We start from the raw sequence: 24,171 nt of genomic DNA on the forward strand, positions 1-24,171 counted from the left end.
CATAGGCGGTACGGGATCGTGGCGACACCCACAGTTGGCACCACTGCTGGATCCGGGTTCGGATCCATCGAGAGCAGGATTGCCGAGGAACTAGGCGTACGGGAGCGGCAGGTGAAGTCCGCGGTCGAGCTGCTCGACGGCGGCTCGACCGTGCCCTTCATCGCCCGCTACCGCAAGGAGGCGACGGAGTCCCTCGACGATGCCCAGCTGCGCACCCTGGAAGAGCGGCTGCGGTATCTGCGCGAGCTGGAGGAGCGGCGCACCGCCGTCCTCGACTCGGTGCGCGAGCAGGGCAAGCTGACCGCGGAGCTGGAGGCGCAGATCCGCGCCGCCGACACCAAGGCGCGCCTGGAGGACATCTACCTGCCCTTCAAGCCCAAGCGCCGCACGAAGGCACAGATCGCGCGTGAGGCGGGGCTCGAGCCGCTGGCGGAGGGGCTGCTCGGCGACCCGTCGGTGGAGCCGCAGGCCGCCGCTGCCGCCTTCGTGGACGCCGAGAAGGGCGTCGCCGACGCCCAGGCCGCGCTCGACGGGGCCCGCGCGATCCTCACCGAGCGCTTCGGCGAGGACGCCGACCTGATCGGCGAGCTGCGCGAGCGCATGTGGGGGCGCGGCCGGCTCGCGGCGAAGGTGAAGTCCGGCAAGGAGGAGGCGGGCGCCAAGTTCGCCGACTACTTCGACTTCGCGGAGCCCTTCACCGAGCTGCCCTCGCACCGCGTCCTCGCGATGCTGCGCGGCGAGAAGGAGGACGTGCTGGAGCTCGTCCTGGAGCCGGAGGAGCCGGCCGCCGACGCCGACGCCCCGGCAGCGGCGGCCTCGTCCTCGTACGAGCCGATCATCGCCGACCGCTTCGGGGTCACCAACCAGGGCCGTCCCGGCGACAAGTGGCTCCAGGACACGGTTCGTTGGGCCTGGCGCACGCGCATCCTGGTGCACCTCGGCCTCGACCTGCGCACCCGGCTGCGCACGGCCGCCGAGGACGAGGCGGTCAAGGTGTTCGCGTCGAACCTGCGCGACCTGCTGCTCGCCGCCCCCGCGGGCACGCGCGCGACGCTGGGGCTCGACCCCGGTTTCCGTACGGGTGTGAAGGTCGCGGTCGTCGACGACACGGGCAAGGTCGTCGCCACCGACGTCATCCACCCGCACGTCCCGGCGAACCGCTGGGACGAGGCGATCGCCAAGCTGGCGAAGCTCTCCAAGGAGCACGCGGTCGACCTGATCGCGATCGGCAACGGGACGGCGTCCCGCGAGACCGACAAGCTCGCCGGTGAACTCATCACCAAGCACCCGGAGTTGAAGCTCACCAAGGTGATGGTGAGCGAGGCGGGCGCCTCGGTGTACTCGGCCTCCGCCTTCGCCTCGCAGGAGCTGCCCGACATGGACGTGTCGCTGCGCGGCGCCGTGTCGATCGCGCGGCGGTTGCAGGACCCCCTCGCCGAGCTCGTGAAGATCGACCCGAAGTCGATCGGCGTCGGCCAGTACCAGCACGACCTGAGCGAAGTGAAGCTGTCGCGCTCGCTGGACGCCGTGGTCGAGGACTGTGTGAACGGTGTCGGGGTGGACGTGAACACCGCCTCCGCGCCGCTCCTCGCGCGCGTGTCCGGCATCGGCGCGGGGCTCGCGGAGAACATCGTGACGCACCGCGACTCCAACGGTCCGTTCACCAACCGCAAGGGCCTCAAGGACGTGGCGCGCCTCGGCCCGAAGGCGTACGAGCAGTGCGCGGGCTTCCTGCGGATCCGTGGCGGCGACGACCCGCTGGACGCGTCCTCCGTGCACCCGGAGGCGTACCCGGTGGTGCGCCGGATGGCGAAGTCGACGGGCGGCGAGGTCGCCTCGCTCGTCGGTGACGCGGGGGCGCTGCGCTCGCTCAAGCCGGCCGACTACGTGGACGACACGTTCGGTCTGCCGACCGTCAGCGACATCCTGAAGGAGCTGGAGAAGCCGGGGCGCGACCCGCGGCCCGCGTTCAAGACGGCCACCTTCAAGGAGGGCGTCGAGAAGATCGGCGACCTGGAGTCGGGGATGGTCCTGGAGGGCGTGGTCACCAACGTGGCCGCCTTCGGGGCGTTCATCGACGTCGGCGTGCACCAGGACGGGCTCGCGCACGTCTCGGCGCTCTCCCGTACGTTCGTCAAGGACCCGCGGGACGTCGTGAAGCCCGGCGACATCGTCAAGGTGAAGGTCCTCGACGTCGACGTGCCGCGCAAGCGGATCTCGCTGACGCTGCGGCTCGACGACGAGAAGGCGAAGGCCTCCGGCGCTGACCGTGGCGGGCGGGGCGGCGATCGGCGTCCGCCGCAGCAGAAGTCCCGGCAGGGTGGCCGGGGCGGGGCCGGCGCCTCCGCAGGCAAGGGTGGCGGTAAGGGGCGGCCCGCGCCCGCACCGGACAATTCGGCGATGGCCGACGCGTTGCGCAAGGCGGGGTTGGCCTAGGCACCCCGGGGTTGAGGGCAGCGGGGACTGTGCGGCCGTTCGTGGCTGGGCGCGCAGTTCCCCGCGCCCCTGAAGGCCTCAGGCCTCCGTCAGCTTTCCGGAGGTCATTTCCAGGCGCCGCGTCGTGCGGACCGCGTCCAGCATCCTGCGGTCGTGCGTGACCAGAAGGAGAGTGCCCTCGTAGGTCGCCAGGGCCGACTCCAGTTGCTCGATCGCCGGGAGGTCGAGGTGGTTCGTCGGCTCGTCCAGGACCAGGAGGTTGACGCCCCGGCCCTGGAGGAGGGCGAGGGCCGCGCGGGTGCGTTCGCCCGGGGAGAGAGTGGCGGCGGGGCGCAGCACATGGTCCGCCTTCAGGCCGAACTTGGCGAGCAGCGTGCGGACTTCGGCCGGTTCGGTGTCGGGGACCGCCGCACCGAACGCGTCGAGCAGCGTCTCCTGTCCGTAGAAGAGCGCTCGGGCCTGGTCGACCTCGCCGACCACGACGCCCGAACCGAGCGTCGCGTGGCCCGAGTCGACCGGAAGGCGGCCGAGGAGCGCGGCGAGCAGGGTCGACTTGCCGGAGCCGTTGGCGCCGGTGATGGCGATGCGGTCCGCCCAGTCGACCTGGAGCGTCACGGGACCGAACTCGAAGTCGCCGCGCCGCAGTTGGGCATCGCGCAGTGACGCCACGACCGCCCCCGAGCGGGGGGCCGCCGCGATCTCCATGCGCAGCTCCCACTCCTTGCGGGGCTCGTCCACGACGTCGAGGCGCTCGATCATCTTCTGCGTCTGCCGGGCCTTCGCGGCCTGCTTCTCGCTCGCCTCGCTGCGGAACTTGCGGCCCAGCTTGTCGCTGTCGGTGGCCTTGCGCCGGGCGTTCTTGACACCCTTGTCCATCCAGGTGCGCTGCATCTGGGCGCGGCCCTCCAGGGCCGACTTCTTGTCCGCGAACTCTTCGTACTCCTCGCGCGCGTGACGGCGCGCGACCTCGCGCTCCTCCAAGTAGGCGGCGTAACCGCCTCCGTAGAGGTTGATCTCCTGCTGGGCCAGGTCGAGTTCGAGGACCTTGGTGACGGTACGGGTGAGGAACTCGCGGTCGTGGCTGACGACGACGGTGCCGGCGCGCAGGCCGCGTACGAACGTCTCCAGGCGGTCCAGGCCGTCCAGGTCGAGGTCGTTGGTCGGCTCGTCGAGGAGGAAGACGTCGTAGCGGGAGAGGAGGAGGGAGGCGAGTCCCGCGCGGGCCGCCTGGCCGCCGGACAGGGACGTCATCGCCTGGTCGAGGCCGACGTCCAGGCCGAGCTGTTCCGCGACCTCCTCGGCGCGCTCGTCGAGGTCGGCGCCGCCCAGGTTCAGCCACCGCTCCAGGCTCGTGGCGTACGCGTCGTCGGCGCCGGGGGTGCCGTCGACGAGTCCCTGCGTGGCCTCGTCCATGGTGCGCTGCGCCTCGGTCACGCCGGTGCGGCGGGCCAGGAACTCGCGGATCGTTTCGCCGGGGCGGCGGTCGGGCTCCTGCGGGAGGTGGCCGACGGTGGCGGTCGGCGGGGAGAGCCGTACGTCTCCCCCTTCGGGGGTGGTGAGGCCGGCGAGGAGGCGCAGGAGCGTGGACTTTCCGGCTCCGTTGGCGCCGACGAGCCCGATTACGTCACCGGGGGCGACGACGAGGTCGAGACCGGAGAAGAGGGTGCGGTCACCGTGTCCCGCGACGAGGTTCTTGGCTACGAGCGTTGCAGTCATCAGGAGGGTGATCCTAGTCGGGGCGCGGGGGCGGGGCCGTAGGCGGCTCGGCCGCGCCGGGGCCGGGACGGTCAGCGTTCCATTCGCGTCACCAGCACGCTCCCCGTTGTGCGGGCCACGAGGAAGGACTGGCCCTTCGTCGCCTTCGTGTCGAGGGACATGCGGTGCCGGCCCGGTTCCAGGACCGCGTCGAAGACGTCGTGCGTGTGCTCTCGGTGGAAGCGGTCGAGGCGGTAGGCCGTGATGCGGACGCGGCACGTGGAGGTGACCTCCACGCCCGCCTCGCCGTCGGCGGCGACCAGCCGCGTCAGCCGGCGCCGCGCCAACGGGACGCGGTCCAGGGCGCTCTCGATCTGGGCGACCAGGAGGGGGATGATCGGCGCGAGCCCGTCCACGTACGCGACGTCCGCCCCGGCCCGCTCGAACTCCCGCCGTACCAACGACCGTTGGCCCTCCTCCACCGCCCGCCCGAAGGCCACCACCCCGTACGTACGCAGCTCCTCGGGTGGTACGCCGGACGCGTCCTGCGTGATGTCCGCGCCGACGCCGATGGTGCGCAGCGCCGCCGCGAGCCGGGCGAGGACGGCGACGCGGGCCCCGATCAGCAGGACCTTGCGGCGGGGCCCCGGCGCGCCCGCCCCGTCCAGCAACTGCCCCAGCGCCGCCCGGTACTCGGCGGCGCGGAAGCGGAACGGGCCGATGCCGTGGTAACCGTTCAGCTCCAGGTCGACCCGCTCGTCGGTCTGCCAGGCGAAGTCCCGCCACACGTAATCCGAACCACCGGCCCCGTCCCGCTCGATCACCGCCGTCACCGCCCCGCACTCGATTCCCTCGCACTCCGGGCACCCGTAGATCACGCAGCGCCCGCCGGGCAGTGGTGCCTCCGCCTCCAGGAGCAGCCGCTTCACGTGGTGCGCGAAGATCGCGGGCGGGATGTCGGCGGCGAGCGGGGACACGGCGTCGAGGTCGGAGAGCTGGAAGAGCAGCGGGCGGCCGTCGACGATGAAGTCCACGAAGTCCCGGTGGACCTGGTAGTCCCCGCCCGCGAGGACTCCCCCGGCGCGCATCGCCGGTGCCAGGCCGAAGGTCGCGCAGTTGTCGGCAGCAGCCATGGTGCGAGTATTCCCACCTGTACCCGCCGTGAGCGCGGTATGACGTATTCCGCCTGCTTCCCGTTAGCGTCCATGGATGATCAGGGACAGCGGCAGTGAAGTGATCGTGGTCGGCGGCGGGGTCATCGGCATGACCACCGCCCTGGAACTCGCGCGGCGCGGGCGCCCGGTGCGCGTGTGGTCGCGGGACGTCGCCGAGCGGACGACGTCGGCGGTCGCGGGCGGGCTGTGGTGGCCGTACCGGATCGACCCGATAGCCAAGGTGGGCGCGTGGTCGCTGCGCTCGCTGAGGCGGTACGAGGAGTGGGCGGCGCGTCCCCAGGAGACCGGGGTGCGCCTCGTCGACGGCGTGCACGGGGACTCGCGTCTGGCCGGTCTCGGCGCGTGGGCCGCGGAGGTCGCGGGCCTGCACGACACCCCGCGGGGCCTCGCGGCGCGGCTGCCGGTGATCGACATGCCGGTCCATCTGGCGTGGCTGCGCGAGCAGTTGGCGCGCACCGGCATCACCGTCGAGGCGCGCACGGTGGCCTCCCTCGACGAGGCCCTCGACGCCGCGCCGACCGTCGTGAACTGCACCGGGCTCGCGGCCCGCGAACTGGTGCCGGACGACTCCGTGCGCCCGGTGCGCGGGCAGTTGGTGATCGTGGAGAACCCGGGCGTCGACACGTGGTTCACCACCGTCGACCCCGCCTCCGACGGGACGACGTACTTCCTGCCGCAGCCGGGGCGCCTGCTGCTGGGCGGCACCGCCGAGGACGACGCGTGGTCCCTCGAGCCGGATCCGGCCACCGCCGAGGAGATCGTGAAGCGCTGCGCCGCGGTGCGCCCCGAGATCGCGGGCGCGCGGATCCTCGACCACCGCGTGGGCCTGCGCCCGGCCCGCCCGGCGGTGCGCATCGAGCGCGAGGAAAGGGGCGCCGGCCGGGTGCTGGTGCACAACTACGGGCACGGCGGCGCCGGAGTGACCGTGGCATGGGGCTGCGCCGAGGAGACAGCCGAACTGGCCGAGGCCGAATAAAGCACCCCGGCCGACGGCCGGGACAAGCCGGCCCGGACGGCGGCCGGAGCGTGGACCGGCCCGAACAGCCGCCGAGGCGTGCGCCGGCCCAGACAGCCGCCGGGGCGGACCAGTCCGGACAGACCTCGGAGTGGATCAGCCCGGCCGACCGCCGAGGTGGACCGGCCCGGACGACCGCCGAAGTGGGCCGACCCGGACAGCCGCCAGGGCGGGACCGGAGCGGGTGTACGGGTGGGGGCGTGGTCCGTGTTGGACCACGCCCCCATCCGTACATGCCGTTTCTCAGTCCTCGTGGTGCTTGCCGATCGGGTCGCCCTCGGTCTCCAGGCTGCTGCCGGGGCCGATGCGGATCTCGAACTCGCCGCCGTACTTCTCGTGTCCTGCGACGACCGCCTGCTCGACGACCTCGATGCCCATCTCACCGCGGACCATGAGCGGGTCCTGCCGCAGGTCGCGCAGGAGCGACACGCACATGCCGATCATGACCAGGACGAAGGGTGCCGCCACCAGGATCGTCAGGTTCTGCAGACCGGTGAGCGCGTCCCCGGAACCGTTGCCGATCATCAGCATGATCGCGCCGACCGCGCCGGTCACGACGCCCCAGAAGACGACGACGAACTTGCCGGGCTCCAGCGCGCCCTTCTGCGAGAGGGTGCCCATGACGATCGACGCCGCGTCCGCGCCGGACACGAAGAAGATGCCGACGAGGATCATCACGAGCAGGCTCGTCACGGAGGCGATCGGGTACTCCTGGAGCACGCCGAAGAGCTGGGCCTCCTGAGTGTCGGCGCCCTTGAGGGCGCCCCCCTCCTTGAGGCTGATCGCCGAACCGCCGAAGACCGCGAACCAGATCAGGCTGACGGTCGAGGGCACGAGGATGACACCGCCGACGAACTGACGGATCGTCCGGCCCTTGCTGATGCGCGCGATGAACATGCCGACGAACGGCGACCAGGAGATCCACCAGGCCCAGTAGAAGACCGTCCAGCTGCTCAGCCAGTCGGCGACGCCCTTACCGCTGGACGCCTCGGTGCGGCCGATGAGTTGCGGGAAGTTGTCCATGTACGCACCGAGGGAGGTCGGCAGCAGGTCCAAGTTCATGATCGTCGGGCCTGCGATGAACACGAAGACCACCAGGAGCAGCGCGAGCACCATGTTGATGTTCGACAGCCACTGGACGCCCTTCTCCACACCGGAGACGGCGGAGAAGACGAACGCGACGGTCAGCACCGCGATGATCGACACGAGCAGCCCGGTGCTCACGTCGTCCATCCAGTTGGCCGCCTTGAACCCGGCCCCGATCTGCAGGGCGCCGAGTCCGAGGGAGGCGGCCGAGCCGAACAGCGTCGCGAAGATCGCGAGGATGTCGATCACGCGACCCCACGCGCCGTGCGCGTGCTTCTCGCCGATGAGCGGGACGAAGACCGAGGAGATGGTCTGCCGCCTGCGGCGCCGGAACGTGCTGTAGGCGATGGCGAGTCCGACGACCGCGTAGATCGCCCACGGGTGCAGGGTCCAGTGGAACAGCGTGGTGGCCATGGCGGTCTCCATGGCCTCGGCGGAGTCGGCCGGGTCGGTGCCCGGCGGCGGCGTCGTGAAGTGCGCGAGCGGCTCGCTCACCCCGTAGAACATGAGCCCGATGCCCATGCCCGCGCTGAACATCATGGCGATCCAGGAGACCGTGCGAAACTCCGGCTCCTCGCCCTCCTTGCCGAGGGGGATCTTCCCGTAGCGACTCATGGCGAGCCACAGGGCGAAGACCACGAAGCCGGTCGCGGTGAGCACGAACGCCCAGCCGCCGTTGTGCATCAGGCCGCCGAGAAGCGATTCGGAGACGCTCTCGAGGTTGTCCGTGGCGGTGGCGCCCCAGACCACGAAGGCCAGAGTGAGCACGGCGGTGACGCCGAACACGATCCGGTCGGTGGTGGGGCGCTCCTCCGCGGTCGTTGCGGTCGCTCCCTCCTCGGGGACGGGAGTATCGCTGGTTGGTTTCTGAGGGCTTGTCACCCACTACGACCTACCACACCTGACACTCCCGTAACCCGATCAGCAGTGTGTGTCGGGCTCCCCTTCCGTCAGGTGGTAGGTCGCGCGCGCGTCGAGGAGCAGCGCGACCAGGGCCCGTTCGGACTGCCGAAGGGGTACGAAGGCCCCGCTGCCCGACTTCTGGACGGTGATGCCGTGCAGCGCCAATTTGTCTTTGAATTCGGCGTATTGCGTCCCGCTCAGCCGGTACCCGCACGGCGGATCCTTGATGACCTCCGCGGCTTCGGCGGGGTCGTTGTCGGCGCCACCGGTATAGATCGGCCCGCGGTCGGCGAAGCCCTTGGCGCGGGCGGCCGTGGTGGCGGCCTCGATGGCTCCCCGGTTCTCGGACGTGTACCGGAACAGACCGCCCAGCGCGGCGAGTTGGGAGTCGCGGCGCCGCTGATTGACCAGCGCCAGGTCCTCCTCCTCCGCGGGCGTGCCGGGGTCGACGCGGCTCTCGATGAGCAGCCCGACGGAGTTCTTGACGCCGGAGACGTTGCGCAGGATCCGCTCCTGCCCGTCCCCCGCGGTCTGCTTGACCGGCTCGCCGGTCTCCGGGTCGGTCCAGATGCCGTACGTGCCCGTGGAGTACCCGGCGTCACCCGCGGCGGGCCGCACGTGGTCGAGCGACAGGGACTCGGCCTGGTCGTGCACGGCGGAGTCGGTGTTGAGGTTGCGGGGCCAGAGGTCGAACAGATCCTTGTCGTAGTACTTGGGGGTGGCCCCGTACTCGTGCAGGTCGTAGATGACATCGGGCCGCCGGTCGCGGATGACGGCGGCCATCGCCCGCGCCTCGGCGGTCTTGAGTGCGATGTGGTCGCGGTTGATGTCGATGCCGTCCGAGTTGCCGCGGGTGTCGGCGGCGTTGCCGTCGGGGTTGGCGGTGGGCACGACGAGGAGCGTCGTACGGGACAGGAAGCGCTGCGTCGCCCGGTCCTTGGCGTAGGCGAGGTCGCGGATCTTCGTCAGGCAGGCCTCGCGGCCCGAGGGTTCGTCGCCGTGCTGGGAGCAGATCAGCAGCACGGTGTTGGCCGTGCGGTGCGCCCCGACCCGGACGAGGTTCAGCGGGCGGCCCTGCTTCGTCTCGCCGATGCGGGAGACGGAGACCTGGTCGGAGGCCTTGTCGACGGTGGCGAGGAGCTGCTTCTCCTCGGGCTGGGTGGTCCAGCGGGCGCCGTCGGTCTCCTCGAAGCCGGTGCGGGGCCCGGTGGCGGCGGCGCTCGCGCCGGCCGGGGCCGCCACCACGAGGGGCACGGTGAGCGCGGCGACGGCGGCGGCCAGGGCGAGGGTGCGGGGACGTGCTCTCATCGGGTGCGCTGTCATCGAGTGCGCTGTCATCGGGTGCTGCCTCCCGGTACGGGGCGGTCCAGGCGGTACGGGCTCACGCCGTCGGCCGCGGACGGTTGGGGGGTGGCGGTGGTGGAGCCTGAGGTGGCGGCCGCGAAGGCGGCGGCGCCGCCGACGACGGGGACGCGGGCCGCGGTGCGGGCGAGGTCGACGGAGAGAGTCGGCTTGGTGGCCGGAGGGTCGATCAGGTCCTTGTCGGTGCCGGCCACGATGAGGGCGAGCCGGTGCCCCTTCGGTACGACGTGGTCGCTCGCGGCGAGGTCGATCGTCAGGGTATAGGGCTTGCCGGGCGTGAGCGCGGTGCCGTGCTCCGGGTTCGTGGCGGTGCCGAGGTCGGCCCAACCGCGGCTGAAGACCGTCGAGTTGACGTCGGTGGTCGCGGCCGCCGTGGTCAGGTAGCAGGAGCTGTCGCTGGCACTGCTCGGCCCCCAGCAGCTGCGGTCGGTGCCGGTGGTGATGCCTTCGCCCGCGCCCGCGTAGTCGCGGATCGTGGCGGGACCGACGTCGACGAGGACGGCGCTCAGGTGGGCGCTGGACGTCGTCGGGGTCGCGGTGACCGTGACCTTCGAGGAGCCGGACAGGCGCAGGTCCTTGGCCAGCGGGCGGCTGAGGAACCCGGCCTTCTCCGCGGTCGGCTGCTGGATGTGGTCGGCCCAGTCGAGTTCGCCGAGCGCCGGGTTGTCGGTGAAGGCCTCGCGGCCGGATCCGGTCTTCAGGCCCAGGGTGCCGACGCCGTCCTTGTCGCCCTTGGCGGGGCGCAGCGCGGCGGTTTCGGTGGCGCGCGGCGGCCACACCTTGTCGGTGGTCCAGCGGTCGGGGGCGCGCTCGATGTCGGCCATCGGCTCGCGGTCGATTCCGTTGGCGTAGCCGAGGAGTTCGTGGTCGAACCAGCGGTGCAGGGTGTCGACCCAGGCGCCGCGGCGGGAGTCGAAGGGGTCGACGTGGCCGGTCTGCGCCAGCCAGATCTTGCGGTCCACCCCGTTCTTGGCGAGCGCGTCCCACCACTGGCCGAAGTGCTTGGCGCGGACGTTCAGGTCCTGCATGCCGTGCACGACGAAGACGCTGGCGCGCACCTTGTCGGCGTTCTTGACGTAGTCGCGCTCCTGCCACAGTCGCGTGATGTCGCCGGTGCGGGGCGCTTCGTCGACAAGTCGTTTCTGTACGGCGGCGCAGCGCTCACGGGCCGCAGGACTCTCGACGTAGTCGGACAGCCACTCGGGGCCCGAGTCGTAGAGCGGGGCGCCCTGTTGGAAGTAGTAGTCGTACCAGGAGGAGATCCCGCCGATCGGCACGATGGTCTCCAGACCCTCGACGCCGGTCGCGGCGACGCCGTTGGCGACGGTGCCGTCGTAGCTCTTGCCGATCATTCCGGTGCGGCCGTTGGTCCAGTCGGCGCGGGCCCGTTCGCCGCCGGTGCGGGTGGTGTAGCCCTTGGCGCGGCCGTTCAGCCAGTCGACGACGGCCTTCGCGGAGCCGATGTCGTAGGCCCCGCCGACGTCGGCACAGCCGTCGGAGCGGTTGGTGCCGAGCAGGTCGACGCCGACGAACGCGTAGCCGCGGGGCACGAAGTAGTTGTCGTAGAAGAGCGGCATCTGTACGACGTTTCCGTCCGCGTCGTACGTCTTCTTCTGGCTCTCGTTTCCGCGCCCGCAGCAGGAGTAGTACGGGCTGGCGTCCATGATCACGGGGATCTTGCGGCCCTGGGCGGCGGGTTCGCGCGGGCGGACGATGTCGACGGCGACCCGGTCGGTCTTCCCGTTGTCGTCCCCGTCGAGCCGGGTGTCGACCCAGACGGACTCGCGGACGGCGTCGGCGTAGGAGTAGACGGGCTTGGACTCGGTCGGCCGGGCGGCCGCCCCCGCGGTGGTGGCGACGGGCACGACGAGTACGGACAGCAGAGCGGCGATGACCACCGCCGCCAGGGTTCTCCAGCGGCGGTGGCTGCGTCTGTCATGTATCGGCATGGCGCGGAAGGTACACCGGTGAACTGGCTTGCGACAGAGGGCCGCAGACATGGCGGACAGGCGCATGGGGCCGAAAGGCACATGTCGGCCAGATGACGATCGTGTGGCTGGTGCGGCCATGGACATGACCGGGGCACGGGGTGCTGAATAGGGTCGCTGTGTCGGCCACGGACGTGATCCGTACGGGGTCGGCCAACTGGATCTCGGCGTCTACGACTTGGAGTTTCCGTGTACCGCAGACTTATCGCCCCCGGCGCACTCGCGGCCTCTCTGCTGCTGGCGATCCCGGCATCGGCCGCGGACTTCGAACCGGGGGCGTCGGGCATCGGTGACCCCTACTACCCCGCGTACGGGAACGGCGGCTACGACGTCTCCCACTACGACCTGCGCCTCAAGTACCAGCCGAAGACGGACCAGTTGGAGGGCACGGCGACCATCCTCGCCTCCTCCACGCAGGACCTGTCACGCTTCGACCTCGACTTCGGGCTCACGGCGAGCGAGGTCCGGGTGAACGGCAAGAAGGCGAAGTTCGCCAGGTCCGACGTGCAGGAGCTGGAGGTGACTCCGGCGGCAGGGCTGCCGAAGGGGACGCCGTTCACCATTGTGGTCAAGTACGCGGGCAAGCCGTCCGATGTGAAGCTGTGGGGCTTCACATCCTGGCAGCGCACCCCGGACGGCGGCGTCGCGGCCAACGAGCCGGAGGCGGCGGCCTGGTGGTTCCCCTCCAACGACCACCCGCTCGACAAGGCCACGTACGACGTGTCCGTGGCGGTACCGGACGGTACGCAGGCGATCTCCAACGGGACATTGCAGTCGCAGAGTTCGAAGCTGGGGTGGACGCGGTTCAACTGGCGTTCGGCGCACCCGCAGGCCACGTATCTGGCCACGTTGGCGGTGGGCAAGTTCGACATCACCACCGACAAGACCGCCGACGGGCTGCCCGTCATCAACGCGTACAGCAAGGACCTCGGCGCGAACGAGGGCGCGGCGAAGGCGAGCGTGGAGCGGACGACCGAGGTCGCCGAGTGGCTGGAGTCGGTCTACGGGAAGTATCCGTTCGAGGCGCTCGGCGGGTATGTACCGAACGTGCCGTCGAGCTTTGCCCTGGAGACGCAGACGCGGCCGTTCTACTCTCCGAAGCAGTTCGCCAACGGGTCCAACGTGTCTGTCGTCGTTCACGAGTTGGCGCACCAGTGGTACGGCGACAGTGTCTCCGTGCGGGGCTGGAAGGACATCTGGATCAACGAGGGCTTCGCCCGGTACGCGCAGTGGCTGTGGTCGGAGAAGGAGGGCGAGGGCACGGCCCAGGAGCTCGCCGACTACACGTACGCGCAGCACCCCGCGGACGACGCGTTCTGGACGGTGAAGCCGGGCGACCCCGGACCGGAGAATCAGTTCGACGGGGCCGTCTACGACCGCGGGGCGATGGCGGTGCAGGCGCTGCGCAACAAGGTCGGCGAGAAGGACTTCTTCGCGATCCTGAAGGGGTGGCCGCAGGAGCACGCGTACGGCAACGCGAGCGTCTCCGACTTCCAGGCGTACGCGGAGAAGGTCTCCGGGGAGCGGCTGGGCGGGCTGTTCGACACGTGGCTGTACCAGCCGTCGAAGCCGGCCGCGTCCGCGTCCACGGTTTCGGCGCCGGTTCGGCCCAAGTCGTGGAAGCGGATCGCCGCCACGAACGAGGTGCACGGCGAGCACTGACCGGCCACGGGTCAGCGCTCACCCGCACCGGGCACCTCAGGCCGGCTCCTCCGTGGCGTGCGAGTCGGTGAGGGTGAGCGCGCCGCCCACCGCGATGAGGCCGACCAGCACGGCGAGCACGGCGTAGGTGATGCGCTCGCCGTGGAAGAAGGACTGCACCAGGTCGCTGCTCCAGACGCCCGCAGGCAGCTGGGTGGTGACCAGTGCGGCGATCAGGGTGCCGACGACGGCGGTGCCGACGCTGGTGCCGACCTCCTGGGCGGTGTCGTTGAGCGCGGTGCCGATCGAGGTGCGATTGGCCGGCATCGCCTCGACCAGGGCGATCGCGCAGATGGTCATGACCGTGCGCAGCCCGATGGTCATCACGACCATGCAGAGCGCGATGACGGCGTACCCGTGCTCGACACCCCAGGAGAGTCCGGCCAGCGAGACGGCCAGACAGGCCGCGCCGACGAGGCAGGCCACGCGGTGGCCGAACCGCTTGGCCAGCCACTCCGAGAGCGGGGTCGCCGCGATCATGGTCAGGATGAGCGGCAGGTTCGCGAGGCCGGCCCGCACGGGGCTCCACCCGTAGGCGTACTGGAAGTGCAGGATCAGCCCGAACATCACGCCGGCCATCGCGACGGACGTGCCGATCTGGGCGAGGGCCGCGCCGCGCACGGTGCCGTTCGAGAAGATCTTGAGGTCCAGCATGGGGGCCTTGCTGCGGCGCTCGTGCCGCACGAACGCGAGGCCCGCGACCACGGCACCCAGGACCGAGCCGAGCGTGGCCGCGGAGCCCCAGCCGTGCTCGACGCCGCTGGTCAGGGAGTAGCAGGCCAGGCCGATGGCGAGCACGCTCAGGACGGCGCCCGGCAGGTCGAGCTTGTCGCCGGTGAGGTCCTCGCGCCGGTCGGGCGCGACGCCGAGCCGCACGCCGATGGCCGCGATCAGCGCGATCGGAGCGTTGATCAGCAGCAGCCACTGCCAGCTCACGTGGGCGAGCGCGGTGCCGCCGAGCAGCGGGCCGAGGATGAACCCGGACATGCCGACGACGATCATCAGGGTCATCGCGCGCATCCGCAGCGCCTGGTCGTCGAAGAGCCGGAAGACGAGCGAGTTGGTGATGGGGGCCATGGCCGCGGCGGCGACGCCGAGTCCGGCCCGCAGGGCGATGAGCTGCCCGGTGGAGTCGACGGCGACGACGGCCAGGCTCAACACGCCGAAGGCGGCGAGGCCGACCAGCAGGACGCGACGGCGCCCGAGGCGGTCGGCCATGGACCCCGCCGTGAGCAGCAGGCCGCCGAACGTCAGCGAGTAGGCGCCGGTGACCCACTGCAGCGCGGTCGTGCCGCTGCCGAGGTCGCGGCCGATGGTGGGCAGCGCGATCGAGAGCAGCGTGTTGTCGACCATCTCGACGAAGAAGGCCAGGCAGAGCGCGGCCAGCGGGATCCACGCCGCCCGCAGTGATCCGTAGGTACGGGTGGTGGGAACGGGCCCGGTTTCGGTGGTGGCAGTCATGACCTGGCCTCCTTTCTCAGCGGAGAACACCGTCGAGCATCGAACGGCATTCGTTCATAGAACATAGTTCGATGTTCGAACGTGGTTCCACCATAGAACCATGTTCGATGAGAGGCAAGTTGTGCTTGGATGGATGTCATGACACCCCCGCCGACCCGCTCCGCCGCCGCAGCGACCCCCCGGGGGCGCCGGCGCGCTTCGCACTCGATGGAGGCCGTGCTCAACGCGGCCGTTGCCGTGCTCGACGAGGCCGGCGAGGCCGGTGGGCCCGCGCTGACGTTCCGCACCCTCGCCGCCCGGCTCGGCACGGGCGTCGGCACGATCTACTGGTACGTCCAGAACAAGGACGAGCTCCTCGACCGCGCCACCGACCACGCGATCGGCGGCGTGCTGGCCGCCGTGGAGGAGCTGCCCGACAGCGACGACCCCATCGCCGACCTGCGGGCGATGGCCGTCGCCCTGTTCGACGCGATCGTGGACCGGCCGTGGCTGTCCCGGTACTTCATGCGCAACACCGACGTGCAGGGCAACTCACTGCGGCTGTACGACCGGCTCGGCCGGCAGACGCTGCGGCTCGATCTCACGACGCGTCAGCGGTTCCACGCCGTTTCGGCGATCACTGGTGTGGTGGTCGGCACGGCGGCCGATCTGGGGATGGAGATTCCCCAGCGGCTGCTGGACGGGGAGGTGGACAGGGACGCGTACCTCGACCAGTTCGCCGAGACGTGGCGGCAGCTCGATGCGGAGGAGTTTCCGTTCGTGCAGGGGATCGCCGACGAGTTCGCCGGGCACGACGACCGGGAGCAGTTCCTGGCGGCGCTGGACCTGACGTTGGCGGGGTTGCGGCTTCAGGCGGGGGCCTGATCCCGGCGTGTCGATGCGCTGCGACGGGGGTGCGGTCGCGGGGCTCTGCCCCGGGCCCCGCCGGCTCTCGTTCAAAGTGCGGGGCTTGAGGATCCCCGGCTGCTTGATCTCGATGCCCGTGCCCGGCGTGCCAGAGGCAGGTACCGGAAGCGTTCCGGGAGATGCGGCGCCAGGAGCCTTACCAGTGCTGCGAAGTGGCGTAGGCGGCGTTCCTGTTTCGGGGTCCAGGGGAGGCCGATTGCCTCCCGTGCCTCTGGTGGGAGCAGGCCGATCGACAGGAAGCGCATCGTGCGGGTCAGAGCCGGGCGCAGGAGGGGCCAGAGCAGTTTGGTGAACGACGAGTGGTGGCCCGGCGGGGCGGGGAGTGCCCGGTCGGCCGCCGTCAGTTCGGTCACCACCGCGTTGCGCTCGACCTCCTGCGCGAGCGTCTTGCGGTAGTACGGCCAGAACTCCTCGACCGTCTGCGGCATGTCCCGGTCGTGGATGCCGAGGATGCGGCCGACCATCAGCCACTCCGCGTAGAACTGTCGCTCCTCCTCCGGCGTGAACGGCGTGGCGAAGTAGCGGCGCGCGTAGCGGGAGACGGGGAAGCCGGTGGCGTGCACCCACGCGTAGTAGGCCGGGGTGAGGGCGTGGTAGCGGCGACCGTGCGGGTCGGTGCCCTGGATGGTGCGGTGGAGCCGGCGCAGCCGGCGGCCCTCCTCGGCCGCGGCCTCACCCCCGTAGACCCAGAGCATGACCGAGGTCAGCGAGCGCTCGCCGCGGCCCCAGGGGTCGGTGCGGAACACCGAGTGCTCGTCGACACCCGCGCCGACGGCCGGGTGCGCGACCTGGAGCACGAACGCGGCGGGCAGGGCGAGCAGGGCGCGGATGTCGCCCGCGGTCTCCCAGAGGATGCCGCCGGGTGGGGGTGGGGGCGGGTCGGGGTCGTGCTGCTTCATGGGGATGCCGCTCCTCGTGGTGCGTCCGGAGCCTGCGGGTCCTGTCTCTGATCAAGTATGCGCGTCCGGTCCTGGTGGCCGGCGGCCGTCGTCCCCGTACCGCTTCGCCAGGTCCGAGGCCAGCTCTGAGACGCAGGTGCACAGGTCCGTGTCGGCGGCCGGGGACGGGGCCGGGCGGCAGGGGACGATGTGGGCCGGGAGGGGGGCCGGGCTCGGGGGTGGGGGTGGGTTCGGTGGGGCCGGGGCCGGGCGGTGTCGGCGGGCGGAGGTGAGCAGTGCCGTCGCCAGGGCCGCGGCGAGTGCGGCCAGCTGCCCGATCTTGACTTGTACGTCCCACGGAACCAGCGGCATGCCTGTGTCCTACCCGCACGGCACGGGGCCCCAACGCACCGTGTGCGTCGGGGCCCCGTGGCGGAAGGCGGGCAGGGTCAGTTGCCGTCGGCCACCTTCGTCAGCTCGTCCGACGCGATGCGGTCGACGTTGCGCCGCACCCGGAACCAGCCGATGAAGAGCAGCACACCGACGACCGGGATCAGCATGAGCGTCTTGCGGCCGGTCTCCTCGTCGTTCCACATGAGGACGAGGACCGACAGCAGGAAGACGATCGTGACGATCTCCGTGACCGGGGAGAACGGGAGGCGGAACTTCGGGCGTTCCACCAGTCCCTGCTTCGCTCGGCGGACGAAGGCCAGGTGGGCCACCATGATCATGACCCAGGTGCCGATGATGCCGATCGAGGAGACCTCGATGACGATCTCGAAGGCCTCGGCCGGAAGCAGGTAGTTCAGGCCGACACCGAGCACGCCGACGCCCGCGGTGAGCAGGATGCCGCCGAACGGCACCTGGCTCTTGTTCATCTTGGCGGTGAACTTCGGCGCGGAGCCCGACATGGCCATGGAGCGCAGGATGCGGCCCGTGGAGTAGAGCCCCGAGTTCAGCGAGGACATCGCGGCGGTGAGGACCACCATGTTCATGATGTCGCCCACGCCGCCGACGCCCAGCTTCGAGAACAGCGTCACGAACGGGCTCTCGCCCGAGGTGTACGAGGTGGACGGCAGCAGCAGCGCGAGCAGCAGCACCGAACCGCAGTAGAACAGGCCGACGCGCCACATGATCGAGTTCACCGCGCGCGGGACGACCTTCTGCGGCTCGGCGGTCTCGCCCGCCGCGACGCCGACCAGTTCGAGGGCCGCGTACGCGAAGACGACGCCTTGCATCACGAGGACCACGGCCATGGTGCCGCTCGGCATCCAGCCGCCGTTGTCCGTGATCATGTGCAGGCCTGGCGTGTGGCCGTCGACCGGGTGCTGCGTCGCCACCAGGAAGATGCCCACGAACAGGAAGGCCACCAGGGTGGCCACCTTGATGATCGAGAACCAGAACTCCATCTCGCCGAAGTACTTCACCGAGACGAGGTTCACCGCCAGCACGACCGCGAGCGCGATCAGCGCGAGCACCCACTGGGGGATGCTCGTGAAGGCGCTCCAGTACTGGGTATAGAGGGCGACCGCCGTGATGTCGGCGATGCCCGTCATCGACCAGTTCAGGAAGTACATCCAGCCGGCGACGTAGGCGCCCTTCTCGCCGAGGAACTCACGCGCGTACGACACGAAGGAACCGGACGAGGGCCGGTAGACGACCATTTCACCGAGGGCGCGCACCACGAAGTACGCGAAGATCCCGCAGATCAGATAGGCGAAGACGAGGGCGGGGCCCGCGTCGTGCAGCCGCCCGCCGGCGCCGAGGAAGAGTCCGGTGCCGATCGCGCCACCGATGGCGATCATGTTGATGTGGCGGCTCTTGAGGGCCTTGCTGTAGCCGGCGTCACCCGCGTCGGCGGGCGACTGGGAGGCATCTGTGCGGGATGCGTCCGTGGCCGTGTTGAGGGCGTCCTTGCTCACGAGGGGGTGTCCACTCTGTGGTGCCCGGCGGCGTGGGGGCCGCCGGGGTCCGGAACGTGCTTCGGCCCGCATCGCCCCTGACGGCGTGCGGACCGAGGGGCACCTTCCCCCAAAGATCGCCCCGACGCGGTGTCGTAGATCACATAGCGGCGCTTCTCACATGGCGACACACCTCTGGACGTGGAACCGGATGAGGCGTATGGGGCGTCGGAGCCGCCCACTGGCTGCTGCCGACCGCTTTCACACCACTGGTGTCTCAGCGATACTGTTGAACCCGAATCCGAGAGGCGGACATGACGACGGACATCGAGCACGACGACACGCTGACCGTCGACGAACTGGCGGCACGCGCGGGGGTCACGGTCCGCACCATCCGCTTCTACAGCACGCGGGGCCTGCTGCCGCCGCCCGTGATCGGGCCGCGCCGGGTGGGGCACTACGGCCCTGACCACGTCGCGCGGCTCGCGCTGATCGAGGAGTTGCAGCACCAGGGCATGACGCTGGCCGCGATCGAGCGCTATCTGGAGCAGCTGCCTGCCGATCTGAGCGCGAGCGATCTGGCCATCCACCGTGCGGTCGTGGCGAGTTGGGCCCCCGACGCGGTCGAGACACTGACCCGGAGCGAGCTGGATCGGCGCGCGGGCCGTGAGCTGACCGAGGAGAACCTCGCGCAGCTCGCGGCGATGGACGTGCTGACCGAGGAGGGCGACGGCACGTACCGGTGCGACACCGGGCAGTTGCGGCTCGGTGTCCAACTCCTCGACGTACCCCTGTCGTTGGACGCGATCCTGGCCTCGCGCGAGGTTCTGGTGGAGCACTCGCGGGGCGCGGCGCAGGAGCTGGCCCGGCTCTTCAGCGACGAGGTGTCACAAAGGGCCGAGCAGGACGTGAAGTCGCTGTCGGCCCATATGCAACCACTGGTCGTTCAGGCGCTGTTGACGGCGTTCCAGCGCTCGCTGAAGGAGGAGCTGCGGGAGGCGTTCCGCGCCGAGCGCTGAACGCCTCCCGCGCGGACGTCAGTCCTTGAAGGTCTCGCCCTTCTCGGCCTTCTCCACCAGCAGCGCGGGCGGCAGGAAGCGGTCACCGTAGCGGCCCGCCAACTCCCGTGCGCGGGCGACGAATCCGGGCAGGCCGCCCTCGTAGCCGTTGATGTACTGGAGGACGCCGCCGGTCCAGCCCGGGAAGCCGATGCCGAAGATGGAGCCGATGTTGGCGTCGGCGACGGACGTGAGGACGCCTTCCTCGATGAGCCGCACGGTGTCGAGCGCCTCCGAGAAGAGCATCCGCTCCTTCATGTCTTCGAAGGGGATCTCCGTGCCGGGCTTGCCGAAGTGCTCGCGCAGTCCCGGCCACAGGCCGGCCCGCTTGCCGTCCTCGCCGTACTCGTAGAAGCCCGCTCCCCCGCTGCGGCCCGGCCGCCCGAACTCGTCGACCATCCGGTCGATGACGGCCTCGGCCGGGTGCGTCTCCCAGGTGCCGCCTGCCTCGACGATCGCGGCCTTCGTCTCCTCGCGGATCTTGCGGGGCAGCGTGAGGGTCAGCTCGTCCATCAGGGAGAGCACCTTGGCCGGGTAGCCGGCCTGGCCCGCCGCCTGCTCGACCGACGCGGGCTCGACGCCCTCGCCGACCATGGCGACGCCCTCGTTGATGAAGTGCCCGATGACCCGCGAGGTGAAGAAGCCGCGCGAGTCGTTGACCACGATGGGCGTCTTGTTGATCTGCCGTACGAGGTCGAAGGCGCGGCCGAGGGCCTCGTCGCCGGTGCGCCCGCCCTTGATGATCTCGACGAGCGGCATCTTGTCGACGGGCGAGAAGAAGTGCAGCCCGATGAAGTCGCCCTGCCGCTCGACGCCCTCGGCGAGCGCGGTGATCGGCAGCGTGGAGGTGTTGGAGCAGAGCAGTGCGTCGGGCTCGACGATGTCCTGGATCTCCTGGAACACCTTGTGCTTGAGCGACGGATCCTCGAAGACGGCCTCGATGACGGCGTCGCAGCCGGCCACGGCCTGCGGGTCGGAGGCCGGGGTGATGCGGGCGAGCAGTGCGTCCGCCTTTTCCTGGCTGGTGCGGCCGCGCTTGACGGCCTTGGCGCACAGCTTCTCGGAGTAGGCCTTGCCCTTGGCGGCGGCCTCGGCGGACACGTCCTTCAGGACGACCTCGATGCCGGCGCGGGCGCAGGAGTAGGCGATGCCGGCGCCCATCATGCCGGCGCCGAGGACGGCGACCTTCCGGACCTTCTTCGGCTCGATTCCCTTGGGGCGGTTGGCGCCCGAGTTCACGGCCTGGAGGTCGAAGAAGAACGCCTGGATCATGTTCTTCGCGGTCTGCCCGGTGACCAGTTCGGTGAAGTAGCGGGCCTCGATGGCGAGGGCGTTCTCGAAGTCGACCTGGGAGCCCTCGACGGCGGCCGCGAGGATGTTGCGCGGGGCCGGGTACGGGGCGCCGTTCAGCTGCTTCTTCAGGTTGGCCGGGAAGGCGGGCAGGTTCGCGGCGAGCTTGGGGCTGGCCGGGGTGCCACCGGGGATGCGGTAGCCGGGCTTGTCCCAGGGCTGCTGCGACTCCGGGTTGGCGTCGATGAAGGCCCGCGCCTTCTCGATCATCTCTTCCCGGGTGGCGGCCACCTCGTGGATCAGGCCGTTCTCCAGGGCGCGCTTCGGGGCGTACTGCGTGCCCTGGAGCAGCACCTTGAGGAGCGCGTCGGCGATGCCCATGAGGCGTACGGTGCGGGTGACGCCGCCGCCTGCCGGGAGCAGGCCGAGCGTGACCTCGGGGAGGCCGATCTTCGAGCCCGGCGCGTCGAGGGCGACGCGGTGGTGGCTGGCCAGCGCGATCTCATAACCGCCGCCCAGGGCCGCGCCGTTGATGGCCGCGACGACGGGCTTGCCGAGGGTCTCGATGCGGCGCAGCGAGTTCTTGATGCCGATGCCGGTCTCGAAGACGGACCGGGCGTCCTCGGGGCCCGCCTTCATCATGTCCTTGAGGTCACCGCCCGCGAAGAAGGTCTTCTTGGCGGAGGTGTAGATGAACCCGCGGATCGAGTCCGGGGTCGCGGCCAGCTCGGCCTCCGCGCGGTCGGCGATCGCGGCGATGGAGTCCTTGAACGCCTGGTTCATGGTGTTCGCGGACTGGTTGGGGTCGTCGAGGACGAGCGTGACGATGCCGGTGTCGTCCTGCTCCCAGCGGATGGTGGTGCTCTGGGTCATCTGCGTAGCTCCGTAAGGGGGTTCGGGACGAGGATCAGACGCGCTCGACGACGGTGGCGATGCCCATGCCGCCGCCCACGCACAGCGTGGCCAGGCCGTACCGCTTGTCCTGGCGCTCCAGCTCGTCGACGAGGGTGCCGAGGATCATCGCGCCGGTCGCGCCCAGCGGGTGGCCGAGCGCGATCGCGCCGCCGTTGACGTTGACCTTGTCCAGGGACAGGCCCATGTCCCGCACGAAGCGCAGCACGACCGCCGCGAACGCCTCGTTGATCTCGACGAGGTCGATGTCGTCGATGGTCAGGCCCGCCTTGGCGAGCGCCTTGCGGCTGGCGGGCGCGGGACCGGTCAGCATGATCGTCGGCTCGGAGCCGGAGACCGCGACGGAGACGATGCGGGCGCGCGGGGTCAGGTCGTAGCGCTCGCCGACCTCACGGGAGCCGATGGCGACCAGCGAGGCGCCGTCGACGATGCCGGAGGAGTTGCCCGCGTGGTGCACGTGGTCGATCTTCTCGACCCAGTGGTACTTCTGCAGCGCCACCGCGTCGAAGCCGCCGAGGTCGCCGATGTCCTTGAACGACGGCTTCAGCTTGCCGAGCGAGTCGGCCGTCGTACCGGGGCGCAGGTGCTCGTCGTGGTCGAGCACGGTCAGTCCGCTGCGGTCCTTGACCGGCACGATCGAGCGCGTGAACCGGCCGTCCTTCACGGCGGCGGCCGCCCGCTCCTGCGACATGGCGGCGTACTCGTCGACGTCGCGGCGCGAGAAGCCCTCGATCGTCGCGATGAGGTCGGCGCCGATGCCCTGCGGCACGAATCCGGTCTCGTACGAGGTCATCGGGTCCATCGCCCAGGCGCCGCCGTCCGAGCCCATCGGGACGCGCGACATCGACTCGACGCCGCCGGCGAGGACGAGGTCCTCCCAGCCCGAACGGACCTTCATCGCCGCCAGGTTGACGGCCTCCAGGCCCGAGGCACAGAAGCGGTTCTCCTGCACGCCGGCCACCGTGTCGGGCAGTCCGGCCGCGATGGCGGCGATGCGCGCGATGTCGGAGCCCTGGTCGCCGATGGGCCCGACGACGCCGAGCACGATGTCGTCGATGGCGGCCGGGTCGAGGTCGGGGAAGCGGCTCCGGATCTCGTGGATCAGGCCGACGACCAGGTCGATCGGCTTGGTGCCGTGCAGGGAGCCGTTGGCCTTGCCGCGGCCGCGCGGGGTGCGGATCGCGTCGTATACGTACGCGTCTGTGGTCACGGGAGGTGCCTTTCGAAGCGGCGGAACAGGGGGTGAGGGTGGGCTTCAGGACAGCAGCGAGCGCCCGATGATCTCCTTCATGATCTCGGTCGTGCCGCCGTAGATGGTCTGGATGCGCCCGTCGGTGAATGCCTTCGCGACGCGGTACTCGGTCATGTACCCGTACCCGCCGTGCAGTTGGAGGCACCGGTCGGCGACCCGCTTCTGCAGTTCGGTCGCCCACCACTTGGCCATGGAGGCGTGCACGGCGTCGAGTCGCCCGTCCGAGTGGTCCTCGATGCAGCGGTCCAGGAACGTACGGGTGACGGCGCACTCGGTGGCCATCTCGGCGATCTCGAAGCGGATGTGCTGCTTCGTGGCGAGCGGCCGGCCGAAGGCCTCGCGCTCCTTCACGTACTGGGTGGTGATCTCCAGGAGGTGCTCGGATGCGGCGATCGCGGCGACGGCGATGCCCATGCGCTCCTGCGCGAGGTTCGTCATCAGGTGGATGAACGCGCCGTTGAGCTCGCCGAGCAGGTTCTCCTTCGGGACGCGGACGTCGTTGAAGAACAGCTCGGCGGTGTCCTGGGCCTTCTGGCCGATCTTGTCGAGGTTGCGGCCGCGCTCGAAGCCCTCCATGCCGCGCTCGACGACGAGGAGCGAGAGGCCGTGCGCGCCGCCCTCGGGGGTCGTCTTGGCGACGACGATGACGAGGTCGGCGAGGATCCCGTTGGAGATGAAGGTCTTCGACCCGTTGAGCAGCCAGTGGTCGCCCTTGTCCTCGGCGGTGGTGCGGATGCCCTGGAGGTCGGATCCGGCGCCGGGTTCGGTCATGGCGATGGCGCTGATGATCGAGCCCTCGCAGAAGCCGGGCAGCCAGCGCCGCTTCTGCTCCTCGGTGCCGAGCGAGGTCAAGTAGGGGCCGATGATGTCGTTGTGCAGGCCGACGGCGATTCCGGAGGCGCCCGCGCGCGTGAACTCCTCGGCGAGCACGGCGGGGTAGCGGAAGTCGGCGTTGCCGCCGCCCCCGAACTCCTCGGGCACGGCGAGCCCGAGCAGGCCCTGGCGCCCGGCGGCGAGCCAGGCCTCGCGGGAGACGACGCCGTCCTTCTCCCACTGCTCGTAGTGCGGCGTCACCTCCTTGGCGAGGAAGGTGCGCACGGTCTCGCGGAACGCCTCGTGCTCGGCGGTGAACAGGCGTCGTTCCATGCTCGC

At 70.5% G+C, this 24,171-nt stretch carries 17 protein-coding genes; 5 read left to right on the plus strand and 12 right to left on the minus strand.

All coding sequences use genetic code 11. The features are described from left to right. Positions 1–18 precede the first annotated feature (18 nt). Complete coding sequence (locus tag ACIRHA_RS10300; RefSeq protein ID WP_403842567.1) at positions 19–2,436, plus strand: Tex family protein; 2,418 nt, start codon at positions 19–21, stop codon at positions 2,434–2,436. Positions 2,437–2,514: 78 nt separating this feature from the next. Here the strand turns inward: ACIRHA_RS10300 and ACIRHA_RS10305 are convergent, their stop codons facing one another. After that, positions 2,515–4,152: an ABC-F family ATP-binding cassette domain-containing protein gene (locus ACIRHA_RS10305; protein WP_403842569.1), complete on the minus strand. Its 1,638-nt coding sequence runs from the start codon at positions 4,150–4,152 to the stop codon at positions 2,515–2,517. A gap of 71 nt (positions 4,153–4,223) precedes the next feature. Then, positions 4,224–5,264, minus strand: a complete 1,041-nt coding sequence (locus ACIRHA_RS10310; protein ID WP_403842572.1) for an oxidoreductase — start codon at positions 5,262–5,264, stop codon at positions 4,224–4,226. 76 nt (positions 5,265–5,340) lie between these two features. Here ACIRHA_RS10310 and ACIRHA_RS10315 point away from each other — a divergent pair, with 76 nt between their 5' ends. Then, on the plus strand, positions 5,341–6,282 hold the full coding sequence (locus ACIRHA_RS10315) for an NAD(P)/FAD-dependent oxidoreductase (protein ID WP_403842575.1): 942 nt from the start codon (positions 5,341–5,343) through the stop codon (positions 6,280–6,282). A gap of 282 nt (positions 6,283–6,564) precedes the next feature. On the opposite strand, the gene ACIRHA_RS10320 is transcribed toward ACIRHA_RS10315, so the two are convergent. The 3 genes from ACIRHA_RS10320 to ACIRHA_RS10330 form a co-directional block, all read right to left on the minus strand. Beyond that, positions 6,565–8,193 carry a BCCT family transporter gene (locus ACIRHA_RS10320; protein WP_403844402.1) on the minus strand — a complete coding sequence of 543 codons (1,629 nt, stop codon included), beginning with the start codon at positions 8,191–8,193 and terminating at the stop codon, positions 6,565–6,567. A gap of 135 nt (positions 8,194–8,328) precedes the next feature. Next, positions 8,329–9,618: a M14 family metallocarboxypeptidase gene (locus ACIRHA_RS10325; RefSeq protein ID WP_403842578.1), complete on the minus strand. Its 1,290-nt coding sequence runs from the start codon at positions 9,616–9,618 to the stop codon at positions 8,329–8,331. A 26-nt stretch (positions 9,619–9,644) separates the two neighbouring features. Then, positions 9,645–11,621: a Xaa-Pro dipeptidyl-peptidase gene (locus ACIRHA_RS10330; protein WP_403842580.1), complete on the minus strand. Its 1,977-nt coding sequence runs from the start codon at positions 11,619–11,621 to the stop codon at positions 9,645–9,647. Positions 11,622–11,849: 228 nt separating this feature from the next. Here ACIRHA_RS10330 and ACIRHA_RS10335 point away from each other — a divergent pair, with 228 nt between their 5' ends. Beyond that, the gene (locus ACIRHA_RS10335) at positions 11,850–13,322 is read left to right on the plus strand and encodes a M1 family metallopeptidase (RefSeq protein WP_403842583.1); all 1,473 of its coding nucleotides are present in this window, start codon (positions 11,850–11,852) and stop codon (positions 13,320–13,322) included. Between the two features lie 36 nt (positions 13,323–13,358). On the opposite strand, the gene ACIRHA_RS10340 is transcribed toward ACIRHA_RS10335, so the two are convergent. Then, a complete protein-coding gene (locus ACIRHA_RS10340) occupies positions 13,359–14,822 on the minus strand; it encodes an MFS transporter (protein ID WP_403842586.1) in 1,464 nt (487 codons plus the stop codon). A gap of 207 nt (positions 14,823–15,029) precedes the next feature. Between ACIRHA_RS10340 and ACIRHA_RS10345 the strand changes: the two genes are divergently transcribed. Beyond that, entirely contained in the window at positions 15,030–15,686 is a 657-nt protein-coding gene (locus ACIRHA_RS10345; protein WP_403844404.1) for a TetR/AcrR family transcriptional regulator, read from the plus strand. A 71-nt stretch (positions 15,687–15,757) separates the two neighbouring features. Here ACIRHA_RS10345 and ACIRHA_RS10350 read toward each other — a convergent pair whose 3' ends face one another. From ACIRHA_RS10350 to ACIRHA_RS10360, 3 genes are all read right to left on the minus strand, one after another. Next, complete coding sequence (locus ACIRHA_RS10350) at positions 15,758–16,627, minus strand: oxygenase MpaB family protein (protein ID WP_403842589.1); 870 nt, start codon at positions 16,625–16,627, stop codon at positions 15,758–15,760. Positions 16,628–16,678: 51 nt separating this feature from the next. Beyond that, positions 16,679–16,978, minus strand: coding sequence for a hypothetical protein (locus ACIRHA_RS10355; RefSeq protein ID WP_403842592.1), 300 nt, complete (start codon positions 16,976–16,978; stop codon positions 16,679–16,681). Between the two features lie 77 nt (positions 16,979–17,055). Then, positions 17,056–18,528, minus strand: a complete 1,473-nt coding sequence (locus tag ACIRHA_RS10360) for an amino acid permease (RefSeq protein ID WP_403842595.1) — start codon at positions 18,526–18,528, stop codon at positions 17,056–17,058. A gap of 293 nt (positions 18,529–18,821) precedes the next feature. Here ACIRHA_RS10360 and ACIRHA_RS10365 point away from each other — a divergent pair, with 293 nt between their 5' ends. Further along, the gene (locus tag ACIRHA_RS10365; RefSeq protein ID WP_403842598.1) at positions 18,822–19,526 is read left to right on the plus strand and encodes a MerR family transcriptional regulator; all 705 of its coding nucleotides are present in this window, start codon (positions 18,822–18,824) and stop codon (positions 19,524–19,526) included. Between the two features lie 18 nt (positions 19,527–19,544). Here the strand turns inward: ACIRHA_RS10365 and ACIRHA_RS10370 are convergent, their stop codons facing one another. From ACIRHA_RS10370 to ACIRHA_RS10380, 3 genes are read right to left on the minus strand one after another with little or no spacing between them, the layout of a single operon-like run. Beyond that, positions 19,545–21,728 carry a 3-hydroxyacyl-CoA dehydrogenase NAD-binding domain-containing protein gene (locus ACIRHA_RS10370; RefSeq protein WP_403842601.1) on the minus strand — a complete coding sequence of 728 codons (2,184 nt, stop codon included), beginning with the start codon at positions 21,726–21,728 and terminating at the stop codon, positions 19,545–19,547. A gap of 34 nt (positions 21,729–21,762) precedes the next feature. Further along, complete coding sequence (locus tag ACIRHA_RS10375) at positions 21,763–22,977, minus strand: acetyl-CoA C-acetyltransferase (protein WP_403842604.1); 1,215 nt, start codon at positions 22,975–22,977, stop codon at positions 21,763–21,765. Positions 22,978–23,022: 45 nt separating this feature from the next. Further along, a complete protein-coding gene (locus tag ACIRHA_RS10380; RefSeq protein ID WP_403842607.1) occupies positions 23,023–24,165 on the minus strand; it encodes an acyl-CoA dehydrogenase family protein in 1,143 nt (380 codons plus the stop codon). Positions 24,166–24,171 lie beyond the last annotated feature (6 nt).

Origin of the sequence: Streptomyces sp. NPDC102360 (assembly GCF_044766085.1) — a bacterium.
Lineage (GTDB): Bacteria > Actinomycetota > Actinomycetes > Streptomycetales > Streptomycetaceae > Streptomyces.

What these genes read in the sequence shown, in the direction of transcription:
- ACIRHA_RS10305 (WP_403842569.1), bottom strand. Translation starts at nt 4,152, where the DNA reads ATGACTGCAACGCTCGTAGCCAAGAACCTCGTCGCGGGACACGGTGAC.
- ACIRHA_RS10310 (WP_403842572.1), bottom strand. Translation starts at nt 5,264, where the DNA reads ATGGCTGCTGCCGACAACTGCGCGACCTTCGGCCTGGCACCGGCGATG.
- ACIRHA_RS10315 (WP_403842575.1), top strand. Translation starts at nt 5,341, where the DNA reads ATGATCAGGGACAGCGGCAGTGAAGTGATCGTGGTCGGCGGCGGGGTC.
- ACIRHA_RS10325 (WP_403842578.1), bottom strand. Translation starts at nt 9,618, where the DNA reads ATGAGAGCACGTCCCCGCACCCTCGCCCTGGCCGCCGCCGTCGCCGCG.
- ACIRHA_RS10330 (WP_403842580.1), bottom strand. Translation starts at nt 11,621, where the DNA reads ATGCCGATACATGACAGACGCAGCCACCGCCGCTGGAGAACCCTGGCG.
- ACIRHA_RS10340 (WP_403842586.1), bottom strand. Translation starts at nt 14,822, where the DNA reads ATGACTGCCACCACCGAAACCGGGCCCGTTCCCACCACCCGTACCTAC.
- ACIRHA_RS10345 (WP_403844404.1), top strand. Translation starts at nt 15,030, where the DNA reads ATGGAGGCCGTGCTCAACGCGGCCGTTGCCGTGCTCGACGAGGCCGGC.
- ACIRHA_RS10350 (WP_403842589.1), bottom strand. Translation starts at nt 16,627, where the DNA reads ATGAAGCAGCACGACCCCGACCCGCCCCCACCCCCACCCGGCGGCATC.
- ACIRHA_RS10355 (WP_403842592.1), bottom strand. Translation starts at nt 16,978, where the DNA reads ATGCCGCTGGTTCCGTGGGACGTACAAGTCAAGATCGGGCAGCTGGCC.
- ACIRHA_RS10365 (WP_403842598.1), top strand. Translation starts at nt 18,822, where the DNA reads ATGACGACGGACATCGAGCACGACGACACGCTGACCGTCGACGAACTG.
- ACIRHA_RS10370 (WP_403842601.1), bottom strand. Translation starts at nt 21,728, where the DNA reads ATGACCCAGAGCACCACCATCCGCTGGGAGCAGGACGACACCGGCATC.
- ACIRHA_RS10380 (WP_403842607.1), bottom strand. Translation starts at nt 24,165, where the DNA reads ATGGAACGACGCCTGTTCACCGCCGAGCACGAGGCGTTCCGCGAGACC.